Origin of the sequence: Caballeronia sp. LZ024, from assembly GCF_031451455.1 — a bacterium.
Taxonomy (GTDB): domain Bacteria; phylum Pseudomonadota; class Gammaproteobacteria; order Burkholderiales; family Burkholderiaceae; genus Caballeronia; species Caballeronia telluris.
The window spans coordinates 2,309,832-2,322,566 of record NZ_JARUXL010000001.1 but is presented as its reverse complement, the minus strand read 5'-3'; the positions used below and the strand labels follow the sequence as shown (position 1 = coordinate 2,322,566).

Annotated in this window: 14 protein-coding genes and 1 tRNA gene; 7 read left to right on the top strand and 8 right to left on the bottom strand. The window is 64.2% G+C overall.

Going from position 1 to position 12,735, the window contains the following annotated elements:
- The first annotated feature begins 279 nt into the window (after nucleotides 1-279).
- From QCE48_RS10510 to QCE48_RS10500, 3 genes are all read left to right on the top strand, one after another.
- Entirely contained in the window at nucleotides 280-690 is a 411-nt protein-coding gene (locus QCE48_RS10510; protein WP_309787900.1) for a hypothetical protein, read from the top strand.
- Nucleotides 691-766: 76 nt separating this feature from the next.
- On the top strand, nucleotides 767-1,021 hold the full coding sequence (locus tag QCE48_RS10505; protein WP_309787901.1) for a hypothetical protein: 255 nt from the start codon (nucleotides 767-769) through the stop codon (nucleotides 1,019-1,021).
- A gap of 101 nt (nucleotides 1,022-1,122) precedes the next feature.
- Complete coding sequence (locus tag QCE48_RS10500) at nucleotides 1,123-3,291, top strand: ATP-dependent helicase (protein ID WP_404983242.1); 2,169 nt, start codon at nucleotides 1,123-1,125, stop codon at nucleotides 3,289-3,291.
- A gap of 6 nt (nucleotides 3,292-3,297) precedes the next feature.
- Here the strand turns inward: QCE48_RS10500 and QCE48_RS10495 are convergent, their stop codons facing one another.
- From QCE48_RS10495 to QCE48_RS10470, 6 genes are all read right to left on the bottom strand, one after another.
- Nucleotides 3,298-4,062: a DUF4088 family protein gene (locus tag QCE48_RS10495; RefSeq protein ID WP_309787902.1), complete on the bottom strand. Its 765-nt coding sequence runs from the start codon at nucleotides 4,060-4,062 to the stop codon at nucleotides 3,298-3,300.
- A gap of 129 nt (nucleotides 4,063-4,191) precedes the next feature.
- A complete protein-coding gene (locus tag QCE48_RS10490; protein WP_309787903.1) occupies nucleotides 4,192-4,542 on the bottom strand; it encodes an AzlD domain-containing protein in 351 nt (116 codons plus the stop codon).
- Nucleotides 4,539-5,207 carry an AzlC family ABC transporter permease gene (locus QCE48_RS10485; RefSeq protein ID WP_309788355.1) on the bottom strand — a complete coding sequence of 223 codons (669 nt, stop codon included), beginning with the start codon at nucleotides 5,205-5,207 and terminating at the stop codon, nucleotides 4,539-4,541. Before QCE48_RS10485 ends, QCE48_RS10490 begins: the two co-directional genes overlap by 4 nt.
- Nucleotides 5,208-5,378: 171 nt before the next feature.
- On the bottom strand, nucleotides 5,379-6,200 hold the full coding sequence (locus QCE48_RS10480; RefSeq protein WP_309787904.1) for an AraC family transcriptional regulator: 822 nt from the start codon (nucleotides 6,198-6,200) through the stop codon (nucleotides 5,379-5,381).
- Nucleotides 6,201-6,284: 84 nt separating this feature from the next.
- Complete coding sequence (locus QCE48_RS10475; RefSeq protein WP_404983244.1) at nucleotides 6,285-6,773, bottom strand: CreA family protein; 489 nt, start codon at nucleotides 6,771-6,773, stop codon at nucleotides 6,285-6,287.
- A gap of 268 nt (nucleotides 6,774-7,041) precedes the next feature.
- A complete protein-coding gene (locus tag QCE48_RS10470) occupies nucleotides 7,042-7,788 on the bottom strand; it encodes an FCD domain-containing protein (protein WP_309787905.1) in 747 nt (248 codons plus the stop codon).
- 120 nt (nucleotides 7,789-7,908) lie between these two features.
- On the opposite strand from QCE48_RS10470, the gene QCE48_RS10465 reads away from it, so the two are divergent.
- From QCE48_RS10465 to QCE48_RS10455, 3 genes are read left to right on the top strand one after another with little or no spacing between them, the layout of a single operon-like run.
- Complete coding sequence (locus QCE48_RS10465; protein WP_309787906.1) at nucleotides 7,909-8,652, top strand: (Fe-S)-binding protein; 744 nt, start codon at nucleotides 7,909-7,911, stop codon at nucleotides 8,650-8,652.
- On the top strand, nucleotides 8,649-10,040 hold the full coding sequence (locus QCE48_RS10460; protein ID WP_309787907.1) for an LUD domain-containing protein: 1,392 nt from the start codon (nucleotides 8,649-8,651) through the stop codon (nucleotides 10,038-10,040). The genes QCE48_RS10465 and QCE48_RS10460 overlap by 4 nt, the downstream gene beginning before the upstream one ends.
- The gene (locus QCE48_RS10455) at nucleotides 10,037-10,621 is read left to right on the top strand and encodes an LUD domain-containing protein (RefSeq protein ID WP_309787908.1); all 585 of its coding nucleotides are present in this window, start codon (nucleotides 10,037-10,039) and stop codon (nucleotides 10,619-10,621) included. Before QCE48_RS10460 ends, QCE48_RS10455 begins: the two co-directional genes overlap by 4 nt.
- 84 nt (nucleotides 10,622-10,705) lie before the next feature.
- Here QCE48_RS10455 and QCE48_RS10450 read toward each other — a convergent pair.
- Both QCE48_RS10450 and fdxA read right to left on the bottom strand, forming a co-directional pair.
- Nucleotides 10,706-10,781: transfer RNA gene (locus QCE48_RS10450), tRNA-Asn, on the bottom strand.
- A gap of 114 nt (nucleotides 10,782-10,895) precedes the next feature.
- Nucleotides 10,896-11,219, bottom strand: a complete 324-nt coding sequence (fdxA, locus tag QCE48_RS10445; RefSeq protein ID WP_062633607.1) for a ferredoxin FdxA — start codon at nucleotides 11,217-11,219, stop codon at nucleotides 10,896-10,898.
- A gap of 321 nt (nucleotides 11,220-11,540) precedes the next feature.
- Between fdxA and pncB the strand changes: the two genes are divergently transcribed.
- The gene (pncB, locus tag QCE48_RS10440) at nucleotides 11,541-12,731 is read left to right on the top strand and encodes a nicotinate phosphoribosyltransferase (protein WP_309787909.1); all 1,191 of its coding nucleotides are present in this window, start codon (nucleotides 11,541-11,543) and stop codon (nucleotides 12,729-12,731) included.
- The last annotated feature ends 4 nt before the right edge of the window (nucleotides 12,732-12,735 follow it).

Genomic DNA, 12,735 nt, shown 5'->3' with positions numbered 1-12,735 from the left:
CGTGGAAAGGGCGCCCATGATAAACCACGCAGGCACAGCCCGTGCTGTCCCCACAGCGCGGGCGGGAAACGGTCTGTTATCGGCGAAGTGTGCAAATGTAGCCAAGTGAAACGGTCGGTAACAATGACTGATTCGCGCGAACTCGCTGAACGGACCCGGGGTCTGACCGTGTGATCGATGCGTTTTCGGTCGCTGTTCATCAATCGAAGAATTCGGGCAGGCGGCGCTTCACTGTGTTTCACCGCTTCGTCCGGGACACCAACAAGAGAGGAAAGACTCATGAATAAGATGCAAACGCTGCTGATCGGCTCGGCTATCGCTGCAATCGCTTCGACTTCTGCGCTCGCGCAGACCGCGCAACCCGCGCCGGCGGACGCTTCCGGCCAGATGTCCGCGCAAATGCAGGGCGCGCCCGGCGTGACGCCGCCGCCGCAGAACCTGGTCGCGCCGGCGTCGACCGATCCGCTCGTCCAGAAGCGCAATGCCACGGCGAAGGCGAACGCGGAATATCGCGCGTCGAAGAAGGCCTCCAAAGCCGAACTGAAGGCGACGAACAAGGAAGCGAAGGCGCAATACAAGGAAGAAGTGCGCAACGCCAAGGTCAACCAGAAGGCCGACAAGCAGACCGCGAAGGATGAACTGAACGCGGCCGAGCCGTCGACGCCGAAGGACAGCGGCCTCCAGCACTAAGCCGGACGGCCAGTGGGACAGGCCGCTGCGCGGTGAGCGCGGGCGGCCGCATCGATAACAACACCGGGAGCACCTCATGACCACGCACAAACTCGCAGCAGCGCTCATCGCTGGCGTCCTGGCGACGACGGCCACGGCCTCGTTCGCGCAGACGACCGCCGACGCCCCGCCGACCCACGCCGACAAGAAGGCGGCCAAAAAGCAGGCCGAAGCCGACAAGGACGCCGCCGTCGCGCAGGCGAAGGCCGACAAGAAGAAGACCGAATCGCAGTCGGAAGCGAACGAAGCCGCCGCCGATGCGAACCTGAAGAACGCGAAGAAGGCGCAATAGCCGCTGTTTTTCAGTTCGTAGCGACGAAGCCCCGCGTGCGGGGCTTCTTTGTTTTTGGGGCCAAAAGCGCCGCGCGACAGGCACTTGCGTGCGCGGGTTGTATGGATATACAGTGTGCGTCACTTTGCCCGCTCAAACCATCGCCCGTGCTGATAACCGACGAGATTCCCGCCGCTACCGATACCGACGTCGCCAGTCAGGTCGCCACGTACCTCGCGAAGCTCAACGAGGCGCAGCGCGAGGCCGTCGAATTCGGCACCGATGCGTCCGGCGCGCCGGGCGGCCCGCTCCTCGTGATCGCGGGCGCGGGTTCGGGCAAGACCAATACGCTCGCGCATCGCGTCGCGCATCTGCTCGTCAAGGGCGCCGATCCGCATCGCATCCTGCTCCTGACGTTTTCGCGCCGTGCCGCGCTCGAAATGACGCGCCGCGTGACGCGCATCGCGATTGGCGCGCTGGGCGCGAAAAGCGCGATCGCGCAGGGTCTCACGTGGTCGGGCACGTTTCACGGCGTCGGTGCGCGGCTCCTGCGCGATTACGCGGATCTCGTCGGCCTGTCGCCGTCGTTCACGATCAACGACCGCGAAGATTCCGCCGATCTCATGAACCTCGTGCGGCATGAACTCGGCCTGTCGTCGAAGGAAAAGCGCTTTCCCGCGAAATCGACGTGTTTCGCCATTTACTCGCGCGTCGTGAACACGGGCGCGTCGCTCGCCACGGTGCTCGATCAGGCGTTCCCGTGGTGCCGCGAGTGGGAGCCGGACCTGCGCCGGCTTTTCGCCGCCTACGTGAACGCCAAGCAGTCGCAAAGTGTGCTCGACTACGACGACCTCCTGCTCTACTGGTCGCATCTCGCCGCCGAGCCTTCCATCGCCGCCGATCTGTCGAGCCGCTTCGACCACGTCCTCGTCGACGAATATCAGGACACCAACAAGCTGCAGGCGTCCATTCTCCTTTCGATGAAACCGGACGGGCGCGGCCTCACCGTCGTCGGCGACGATGCGCAGTCGATCTATTCGTTTCGCGGCGCAACCGTGCGCAACATTCTCGACTTCCCGAATCACTTCGATCCGCCCGCGCGCGCAGTGACGCTCGAGCGCAACTACCGCTCGACGCAGCCGATTCTCGAAGCGTCGAATGCGGTGATCGGGCTCGCGTCCGAGCGCTACACGAAAAATCTCTGGACCGACAAGGCGTGCGCGCAAAAGCCGCGCGTCGTGTCGGTGGCGGACGAGGCCGATCAGGCGCGCTATGTCGTCGAGAAGGTGCTGGAGGCGCGCGAGGCCGGCATGGCGCTGAAATCGCAGGCCGTGCTGTTTCGCGCGGCGCATCACAGCGCGGCGCTGGAAATCGAACTCACGCGGCGCAATATCCCGTTCGTGAAATTCGGCGGGTTGAAGTTTCTCGATTCCGTCCACGTCAAGGACGTGCTCGCCGTACTGCGCTGGGCCGAGAATCCGCGCGATCGCGTCGCCGGATTTCGGGTCGTGCAACTGTTGCCGGGCATTGGGCCGGCGATCGCGGGACGCGTGCTCGATCAGGTATCGAGCGGCGCGACGGCGAACGCGCTGGCGTCGTTCGCGGCGCCGGCCCGCGCGAGCGAAGACTGGCCGCAGTTCGTCGCGCTGATGGCGAAGGTCTGCGGGCGAGAGACCGGCTGGCCGGCGGAATTCGAGATGATTCGCCGCTGGTACGAGCCGCATTTGGAGCGCAATCACGAGGACGCCGCGATCCGTCACGGCGACGTGCTCCAGATGGAGAGCATCGCGTCGACTTATCCGACGCGCGAGCGCTTTCTCACCGAACTGACGCTCGATCCGCCCGACGCGACGAGCGACGAATCCGGCGTGCCGATGCTCGACGAGGATTATCTGATCCTCTCGACCATCCACTCGGCGAAGGGCCAGGAGTGGCGCAACGTGTTCGTGCTCAATGGCGTGGACGGCTGCATTCCGTCGGATCTCGGCACCGGCAGCGACGAGGAAATCGACGAAGAGCGGCGGCTGCTCTACGTCGCGATGACGCGGGCGAAGGAAGATCTGCACATCGTCACGCCGCAGCGGTTCTACGTGCACAACCAGACGCACATGGGCGACCGGCATGTGTGGGCGTCGAGAACGCGCTTCATTCCCGCGCAACTGATGGACCGGTTCGAAGCAGCGGCGTGGCCGCCCGTGCCGGTCGCGGCGCCGCCGACGGCGGCCGGGCTTGCCGCCGCCGCGAAGGCGAAAATCGATATCGCGGCGCGGCTAAAAGGGATGTGGGAGTAAGGCGCGTTATCGCTGCGCCCGCGACGCCCTCGGCACCCTTACCGTCGGCGCGAAGACGTTGCGCAGCCAGTTGGCAAAGCGCGTGAATCCGTCGTAAGGCTCTTCGATAAACAGTTCCGGCCGCATCGACCGCAGGTATTCCAGCACCTGCTGCGCTTCCTGCTTCTGGATCGACCCGTAGAAGATCCCGAGCCGCAGCAGGCACCGCAATTCGCCGAGCTTTTCCCGCGCGGTCGATCCCACGTTCTGCTCGACCGCGATCTTCGTGTCGTACACGCGCTGACGCAGCGAATCCGCGAGACGCCAGGCCGGCGTCTGCATCTTTTCCTCGACTTCGCGGATGTCCATCGCCGCCGACTTGATCTGCGACGCGAGCAAATCGACCTGCGACGCGTCGCCCTTGGCTTCCGTGACGATCGCCATCGCCCACGCGCGCGACGCCACGATGAGATCCTCGGCCGTCCAGTCGGAGCGGATCGCGAAGCTGAAGCCGTGCTCGGCCGCCTGCTGGATCAGAATCTCGACGACATCCGGAAACTCCTTGTCGAGCGTGCGCTTCGCCCACGCGTACTGGCCGTTTTGCAGCATGTGCTGGACGGCCTGCTCGGTGAGCGGCGTCGGATTGTCGAGGAGTTTCGCGCGCAGGAAATCCTCGAACGTCGGCGTGAGGAACTGCGGATCGATCTTGAGCGATAGACGAACGAACGACTCGAAGTCGCGATGCAGCGAAGCGATGGTCTCGTCGCGAAACGAAAGGGTGATTTGACGCATGATGGTTCCCGGTTCCGCGCGTCAGAGGTGCTGATGGCGGGAGTGCAGTCGGCCGGCCACTAGGGCGAAGGCCATTCGTCTCTTATTACGGCGCGCTGGCCGGGAACTTGAGGATTTTAGAATCCGCTTTCAGGCGACCACGACGAGTTGCCAGAAGAAAAATACCGCGAGCGACACGGCGATCGTCAGCAACGGCCGCCGCGTCGCGACGCACACGCCGATCGCGACCACTGCCGCGACCAGTTGCGAATTGCGCCAGGTCAGTTCGGCGCCGTTGCCGTGCGGCGAGACGGTCATCGGCACGATGATCGCGGTCAGCACCGTGACGGGCACGAAGGAGAGCGCGGTGCGCACGACGGGCGGAAACGCGAGTTTCTCGCCGAGCACGAAGACGGCCGCGCGGATCAGGTAGGTCACGAGCGCCATGCCGAGAATCAGCACGACATAGCTCGCCGAAGCGGTTTGCGCGATCGAAGTCATTGCGTGCGCTCCTGCGGATGAAGGCGTCCTTCGAGCATTGTCAGCAGCATCCCCACCGCGACGCCCACGACCACCGCCGCGAGCAGGCCGAGCTTGTACGGCCAGCCCTGCCACGCGAACGACAGCACGCCCGCCGCCAGCGCCGCCGCCACGAACCGCAGCGCGACGAGTTGCGGCACGATGATCGCAATGAACGTGGCGACCATCGCGAAATCGAGTCCGAGCGACTGCAGGCCGGGAAACGCGGCGCCGAAGACGAGGCCGACGAGCGTCCACAACTGCCAGTTGAGGTACATGGCGAGGCCGGAGCCGAAGAAGTAATGCGGACCGGTCTTGCCGGGCGGACGCTTCTGATAGTGTGCGTAGGCGACCGCGAACACCTCGTCGGTCATCAGCGCGCCAAGCGTCCAGCGCCAGCGCGCGGGCAGGTGCGCGACGTAGGGCGCGAGCGTCGCGGAGTAGAGGATGTGACGCAGGTTGACGATGAGCGTCGTCGCCCAGATGACGGCGAAGCTCGCATGTCCCGCGATCAGTCCGACCGCGATGAACTGCGCCGAGCCCGCGAAAACCGCGAGCGACATCAGTTGACCGTGCCACAGACTGAGCGGGCTCGCAGTCACGAGCGTGCCGAAAATGACGCCGAAAGGCGCGGCGCCCACCATCATCGGGATGGTGTCGCGGGCGCCGGCGGCGAGTTCGCCGACGGTCGTGCTGTTACCGGGTGGTGCTTTCAAGATGTCCTCCTGTGGCAGCGAGGATAAGGCAGCGGACACAGGCGCGCTTGTACGTTCTTGCGGTTCGTCAATGGAAGCGCGTTGCGCTTGCGTCGCGCGCTTCTATCGCCAGCGCCCCGGCGGCACGCCGAACGCGCGCTTGAAATGCCGCGTGAAATGGCTTTGATCGGTGAAACCGCTCGCCGCCGCGACTTCCGTCACCGGGACGCCCGCGCGCAACGCGCCGAGCGCGCGCGTCAGCCGCATCTGGTTGCGCCAGGCGTGCGGCGCGAGGCCGGTCTCGCGCGTGAAGAGTCGCGCCGCATGAAACGTCGACAATCCGACGCTCTGCGCGAGTTCCGCCAGCGTGACCGGTGCGGTGAGGTCGTCGGTCAGGCGCGCCTTCATCGCTTCGACGCGCACCGCGTCGCTGCCCATTCGCGCAAGCGCCGGGCGCTCGCCCGCGTGCCGCGCGAGGAGCGTCGAGAGTGCATCGAGGAGCGCGGTTTCGGCGTGAAGCGGATCGGCGTTCGATTCGAGCGCGCGGTGCGCGAGCACGAGACGCCGCGCGAGATCGCCGTCGCGGATGATGTCGGCGGGAAACCACGGCAGCGGCTCCGCGCGGCCGGAGATTTCGCCGGCGATCGACTGCACGAATTCCACCGGCAGATAGAACACGCGATACCGCCAGCCCGCATCGACCGCCCGCGCGCCCGTGTGCAGCTCGCCGGGATTGATGACCGGCACCGACCCGGCCTCGGCGACATAGTGCGAGCCGCGATAGTCGTAGCATTCGGCGCCCGCTTCGATCACGGGCACCGTGTACGCGTCGTGCCAGTGCGGCGTGAACGCGTGGTCGTGATACTCGGCGGTCAGCATGTCCGCGCCGGGCGCGAGCGGCGAGCGCCAGTAGCGCGCGGAATCGCTGAATCGGTTGACGGTCATGACGGGGCAGGGCTTTTCAGGGTCGAGCCGACGATCTTACACGCCGCGCGCTTTTCAGCGGCTGCCGGACAGCGCCGGCAGGGCTCATTTGACCGGAATCGCCGTGCCGGAAGGGACCGGAACGGCCGTCACGCTGTTTTTCGCGCTGCCGGTCGCGATGCGGTCGCTGTAGGTCAGATAGACGAGCGTATTGCGCTTCGCATCGACGATCCGCACGACGTGCAGCGTCTTGAAGATGAACGACATGCGGTCCGAGAACACATCCGCCTTCTGCTTGAGCGGCTCGACGATCTTGATCGGCGCGACCTGGCGGCAGGCGATCGAGGCTTCCGTCGGATCTTCGGCGATGCCGAGCGTGCCTTTCACGCCGCCCGTGCGCGCCCTCGACACGTAACACGTCACGCCGGTGACGAGCGGGTCGTCATAGGCTTCGACGCTCACGCGATCCGAGCCCGTGAAGCGGAAGTTGGTATTCACGCTCGCGATTTCCTCGGCCTGCGCGAACGGCAGGCAGCCGAAGGCGAGGGCGGCGAGCACGCCGGCTGAGCGGGCTGGATGACGGACGCGTTTCATCGGATTCCTTCGGAAAAAAGAAAAGGCGTCGTATTGTAACGACGCCTTTCGCGATGACGCGCGTCTTGCCGCGCAATCAATGAAAAATCAAATACAGGATGACGAGCACGATCACCGGTACGCCGAGTAGCCAGCCGAGCAGATAAGGCATTTGGGGTTCCTCCGTTCGTTTTCTGATTGGACGGTTTCAGTATCGGCTGCACGTCGATTGAGAAAAATCCGGGGATGTCCGAAACGTGTGTAGGCGCTGTCCTATGCGTTGCTATGCTCAGACGGAATCGGCGCGCGCCTGCTTCGCCCGCCGGTCGCGATACAGCGTCTGCACGTAATCGAGATGCGCACCGGCCGCTTCCCGGGCGCGTTGCGGATCGCGCGCGACGATCGCATCGAAGATCGCGCGATGCTGCGCGAGGAGCCGGGCTTCGACCTCGTCGTCGTAGTCCACGAGACGGTGCGAAGTCAGCATCGATTCGCGGATCAGCTCGTGCAGCCCGTGCATCACGTGCGCGAGCGCGACGTTGTGTGTGGCATCGGCAATCGCCAGGTGAAACGCCGCGTCTTTTTCCGCGATGCGCGTGCGTTTCGGCTCGGCGGCCGCGGACTGCAATGCGTCGAAGGCCGCGGCGATGCGCCGCAAATCCGCGTCGGTCGCGCGCTCGGCGGCATAGGCGGTCGACAGCGTTTCGAGCCCGTGCCGCAGTTCGAGCACGTCGGCGCTCGCGTTCGGATGCTGTTCGAGCAGCGCCGCGAGCGGATCGGAGACGAGCGGCGCCGTCACGTCCGACACGATGAACCCGCCGCGCGCGATGGCGCGAATGAAACCGTCCGATTCGAGCCGGATCAGCGCCTCGCGCAGTGACGGCCGCGACACGTTCAACTGCTCGGCGAGATCGCGCTCGGCGGGCAGCCGCTGGCCGGGCAGCAATGTGCCGCTCGAAATCAGCGCGCGGATCTGTCCCGAGACGACATCGGACAAACGCACGCGCGAATAAGAATGAACGGGCTGGAAGGTCATCGGTCGTCGCTTTCGATTCTCGAGGCTGGCGGATTTCCCTAGTTTGACACGAAAGATCGCAAACTTTAAAGTCTTGGTCAGACCAAGCTGACCAAAGGCGTCATCGACGCGTCCCCGACCATGAAAGTTGCCCTGTTCGTTCCCTGTTTCATCGACGCCTTCTATCCGGAGGTCGGCATTGCAACGCTCGAGTTGCTCGAGCGCCTGGGCCTCGAGGTGGACTACCCCGAAGCGCAGACCTGCTGCGGCCAACCGATGGCGAACAGCGGCGCGCACAAGGACGCGGCGGGCGCGGAGCGCGTGTTCGCCCGCAATTTCGCCGACTACGACTACGTGGTCGGGCCGTCGGCGAGTTGCATCCATCATGTGCGCCAGCATTTCACCGCGATCGAGCAGACGGCGGCCGTGCGCAAGGTGCGCGCGAGCGCGTTCGAACTGACGGAGTTCCTGCACGACGTGCTCGAAGTGCGCGATTTCCCGTGGGCCGAGTTTCCGCATCGCGTGGGGCTGCACAACAGTTGCAGCGCGATCCGGCATCTGCGGGAAAGCTCGGCGTCGGAGATCGCCGAGCCGGCGTTCTCCAAGCCGCGCGCGCTGCTCGAACGCGTGAAGGGCATCGAATTCGTCGCGCCCGCGCGGCCCGACGAATGCTGCGGCTTCGGCGGCACGTTTTCCGTGACCGAGGAAGCCGTGTCGGTGCGGATGGGTCAGGACAAGGTGCGCGATCACGTCGGCGCGGGCGCGCAGTACATCGTGTCCGGCGACATGTCGTGTCTCATGCATCAGCAAGGATGCGCCGAGCGCATGAAGCTCGATGCGCGTTTCATCCACATCGCGCAGATTCTGAACGGAGCACGCGGATGACGAAGACCGTCCGTATCGACCACGCGAAGGCCGCCGGCGCGTTCTTGCAGAAGACGGATCACGTCGCGTTTCACGACAAGCGCCTGTGGGACCTGCGCACGAAGCGCGACGCGCAGGCGCATGGCATCGCGGAATGGGAGACGCTGCGCGATCTCGCGTCGGGGATCAAGGAGCACACGCTCTCGCATCTCGCCGACTACATCGAGCAGTTCGTCGCGCAGGCGCAGCAGAACGGCGTCGTCGTGCATTTCGCGGCGGACGCCGAAGAGCACAACGCGATCGTGCATCGGCTGATGAGCGAGCGCGGCATGACGACGCTCGTCAAGAGCAAGTCGATGCTCACCGACGAATGCAAGATGCGTGAATTCCTGGAGCCGCGCGGCATCACGGTGATGGAAACCGATCTCGGCGAGCGCATCCAGCAGCTCGATCATCAGGACCCGAGCCACATGGTCGTGCCGGCCGTGCACAAGCTGCGCGCGGATGTCGCCGAACTCTTCGGCCGCACGATCGGCACCGATCCCGCGAACAGCGACATTCACTATCTCGCCGAAAGCCAGCGCATGCACACGCGGCCGTACTTCGTTCGCGAGAAGACGGCCGGCATGACGGGCTGCAACTTCGCGGTGGCGGAAACGGGGACGGTGGTCGTCTGCACGAACGAGGGCAACGCCGACCTTTCCGCGAACGTGCCGCCGCTGCACATCGCGTCGATCGGCATCGAGAAGCTGATCCCGAAGGTCTCCGATCTCGGCGTCTTCGTGCGAATGCTGTCACGCAGCGCGCTCGGCTCGCCGATCACCCAGTACACGTCGCACTTTCGCGCGCCGCGTCCCGGCACGGAGATGCACTACATCCTCGTCGATCACGGCCGCTCCGAGCGCCTTGCGATGGACGACTTCTGGTATTCGCTCAAGTGCATCCGCTGCGGCGCGTGCATGAATACGTGCCCGGTGTACCGGCGAAGCGGCGGGCTGTCGTATGGCGGGACGTACTCGGGGCCGATCGGCGCGATCATCAATCCGACCTTCGACCTGAAGCGCTACAGCAGCCTGCCGTTCGCATCGACGATGAACGGCAGTTGCACGAGCGTGTGTCCCGTGCGCGTGAATATCCACGAGCAGATCTACAAGTGGCGCGAGGTGATCGCCGAGCGCCATGAAGTGCCGTTCGTGAAGAAGGAAGTGCTGAAGATGGCGGGCCGGCTGCTCGCAAGTCCGACGCTGTATCGCGCGACGGTCGCCTCGCTCGGCGGCGCGCTCAAGCGTCTGCCGAACTTCGTGCTCTACAACCCGTTGAACATCTGGGGACGTCAGCGCGACCTGCCCGACGCGCCCGCCGAAACTTTCCACGAGTGGTATCGAAAAAACCGGAAGCACCCGAAATGACGACTCGCGACGCCTTTCTCGACCGAATTCGCGCAGCCCAGCCGGCGCCGCGTCCGCGTCCCGACGTGCCGCTGTTCGACGTACCCGAAGGCGACCGGCGCGCGCGCTTCACGGCCGCGCTCGCGATGATGGGCGGTACATGCATCGAAGCGCAGAACCTCGACGACGTGCGCGCGATGCTCGCCGAGCGGTTCGGATCGAATGCGGTGGTGGCCTCCGCGGTGGACGGGATCGAGGGCAATCGTCCGCTCACAGCCGACACGCCGCCGGCTTCGCTGCAGGATGTCGATGTCGGCGTGGTGCGAGGGCGCTTCGGCGTTGCGGAAACCGGCTCGGTGTGGTTCAGCGAAGCCGAGTACATCGTGAATTCGATTGGCTATCTCGTGCAGCATCTCGTCGTGCTGCTCGATCCGGCGCAACTCGTCGATGGCTTGCAGGAAGTGTATCGGCGGGACGACTTCCAGTCGGCGCGCTATGCGGTGCTCGTGACCGGGCCGTCCGCGACGGCGGATATCGAAGGCGTGCTGATTCGGGGCGCGCAGGGCGTGCGCTCGCTGACTGTGGTTTGGCTCGGCGCGTAGGCTTGAGCGCGCACGCGCAAAAAGCCAGACGCCGAAAAGCAAAAAGCCCAATCGTTCGATTGGGCTTTTTGCTTTGAAACTTTTTGGCTCCCCGACCTGGGCTCGAACCAGGGACCTACGGATTAACAGTCCGGCGCTCTACCGACTGAGCTATCGGGGAACATCAACAGCAGAGAGATGAAATTATATGAAGCGTTTCGTACCCTGTCAACACCCTGCGTTCATCTCGATAAAAATTTTTTATCCGAGTGACGGGAGGCGCCGACCAAGCGCATCAGCGCTCGAGCAGGTCGAGCTTTTCTTTTACGTCCTTGAACTCGTCGGCTTCGGGAAGCGGCGCTTTGGTCTTCGTGATGCTCGGCCAGTTGCGCGCGAGTTCGGCGTTCAGTTCGGTGAAATGCTGCTGGTCGCCCGGCACGTCTTCTTCGGCGTAAATTGCGTTCACCGGACATTCGGCCACGCACACGGCGCAGTCGATGCACTCGTCCGGATCGATCGCGAGAAAGTTGGGACCTTCACGGAAGCAATCCACCGGGCACACGTCGACGCAATCGGTATAGCGGCACTTGATGCAGCTTTCGGTCACAACGTGAGTCATTCAGGCTCCTGCATGCGGAATTCGTGGGGGCGGCGGCCGGCGGCTACTTGGGCCGTGCACTCGAGTCTTCACTGATGTGTGCAGCGGGCCTGCCAAAACCAATATTGTAGCGTACCCGTAAATTTCAGCGCGAGCCCCGCGGGGCGGCCTTTATATCGTTTCGTGATGTGTTTATGGGATGGCGCGAGGGGTCTGCGCTTCCCGTGACGGCGCGCGCATTCGGGTAACATGGGGCGCAGAAGGCCACGCGGCGCGGCTCCTGCCGCGCCCGCGAATGTGCCCGGGATGTGCACGCCTTTCATCGATGTTCGACCGACAATCATGATCATCAATTCGCTGCTCGATACCGACCTCTACAAGTTCACGATGATGCAGGTGGTCCTGCATCACTTTCCGGCGGCGCATGTCGAGTACCGCTTTCGCTGCCGCACGCCGAACGTCGACCTCGTGCCCTACATCGACGAAATCCGCGACGAAGTGCGCCAGCTCTGCAACCTGCGCTTCAGGGAAGAAGAACTCGACTACCTGCGGCGCATGCGCTTCATCAAGAGCGACTTCATCGATTTCCTCGCGCTCTTTCATCTGAACGAAAAGTCGATCGTCATTGCGCCTTCGCCGAAGAAAAACGGCGAGATCGAGATCGTGATCGACGGTCCGTGGCTGCATACCATCCTGTTCGAGATTCCGGTACTGGCGATCGTCAACGAGGTCTACTTCCGCAACACGCAGGGCAAGCCTGACTACGCGATCGGCCGCGAGCGTCTGCGCGACAAGATCAAGCTGCTCGCCGCGCCGCCCGAATTCTCCGACTGCAAGATCGCCGACTACGGCACCCGGCGCCGCTTCTCGAAGCAGTGGCACGAGGAAGTCGCGCTCACGCTGAAAGAAGGGCTCGGCGAACAGTTCGCGGGCACGAGCAATGTCTTCTACGCGATGAAGCACGGCCTGCGCCCGCTCGGCACGATGGCGCACGAATACCTGCAGGCATGCCAGGCGCTCGGGCCGCGCCTGCGCGACTCGCAGACCTTCGGCTTCGAGATGTGGGCGAAGGAATATCGCGGCGACCTCGGCATCGCGCTCTCGGATGTCTACGGCATGAAGGCGTTCCTGCGCGACTTCGACATGTACTTCTGCAAGCTCTTCGACGGCGCCCGCCACGATTCCGGCGACCCGTTCGACTGGGGCGAGCGGCTCATCAAGCACTATGAAGATAACCGCTGCGACCCGCGCACGAAGGTGCTCGTGTTCTCCGACGCGCTCGACATTCCCAAGGTCCTGCAACTCTACGAACGTTTTCGCGGACGCTGCCAGCTCGCCTTCGGCGTCGGCACGAACCTGACGAACGATCTCGGCTACCAGCCGCTTCAGATCGTCATCAAGATGGTTCGCTGCAACGGCCAGCCCGTCGCCAAACTCTCCGATTCGCCGGGCAAGAACATGTGCGACGACAAGGCTTATCTCGCGTATCTGCGTCAGGTGTTCGGCATCGATCAGCCGCAGGAAGAAGCGTAACCGC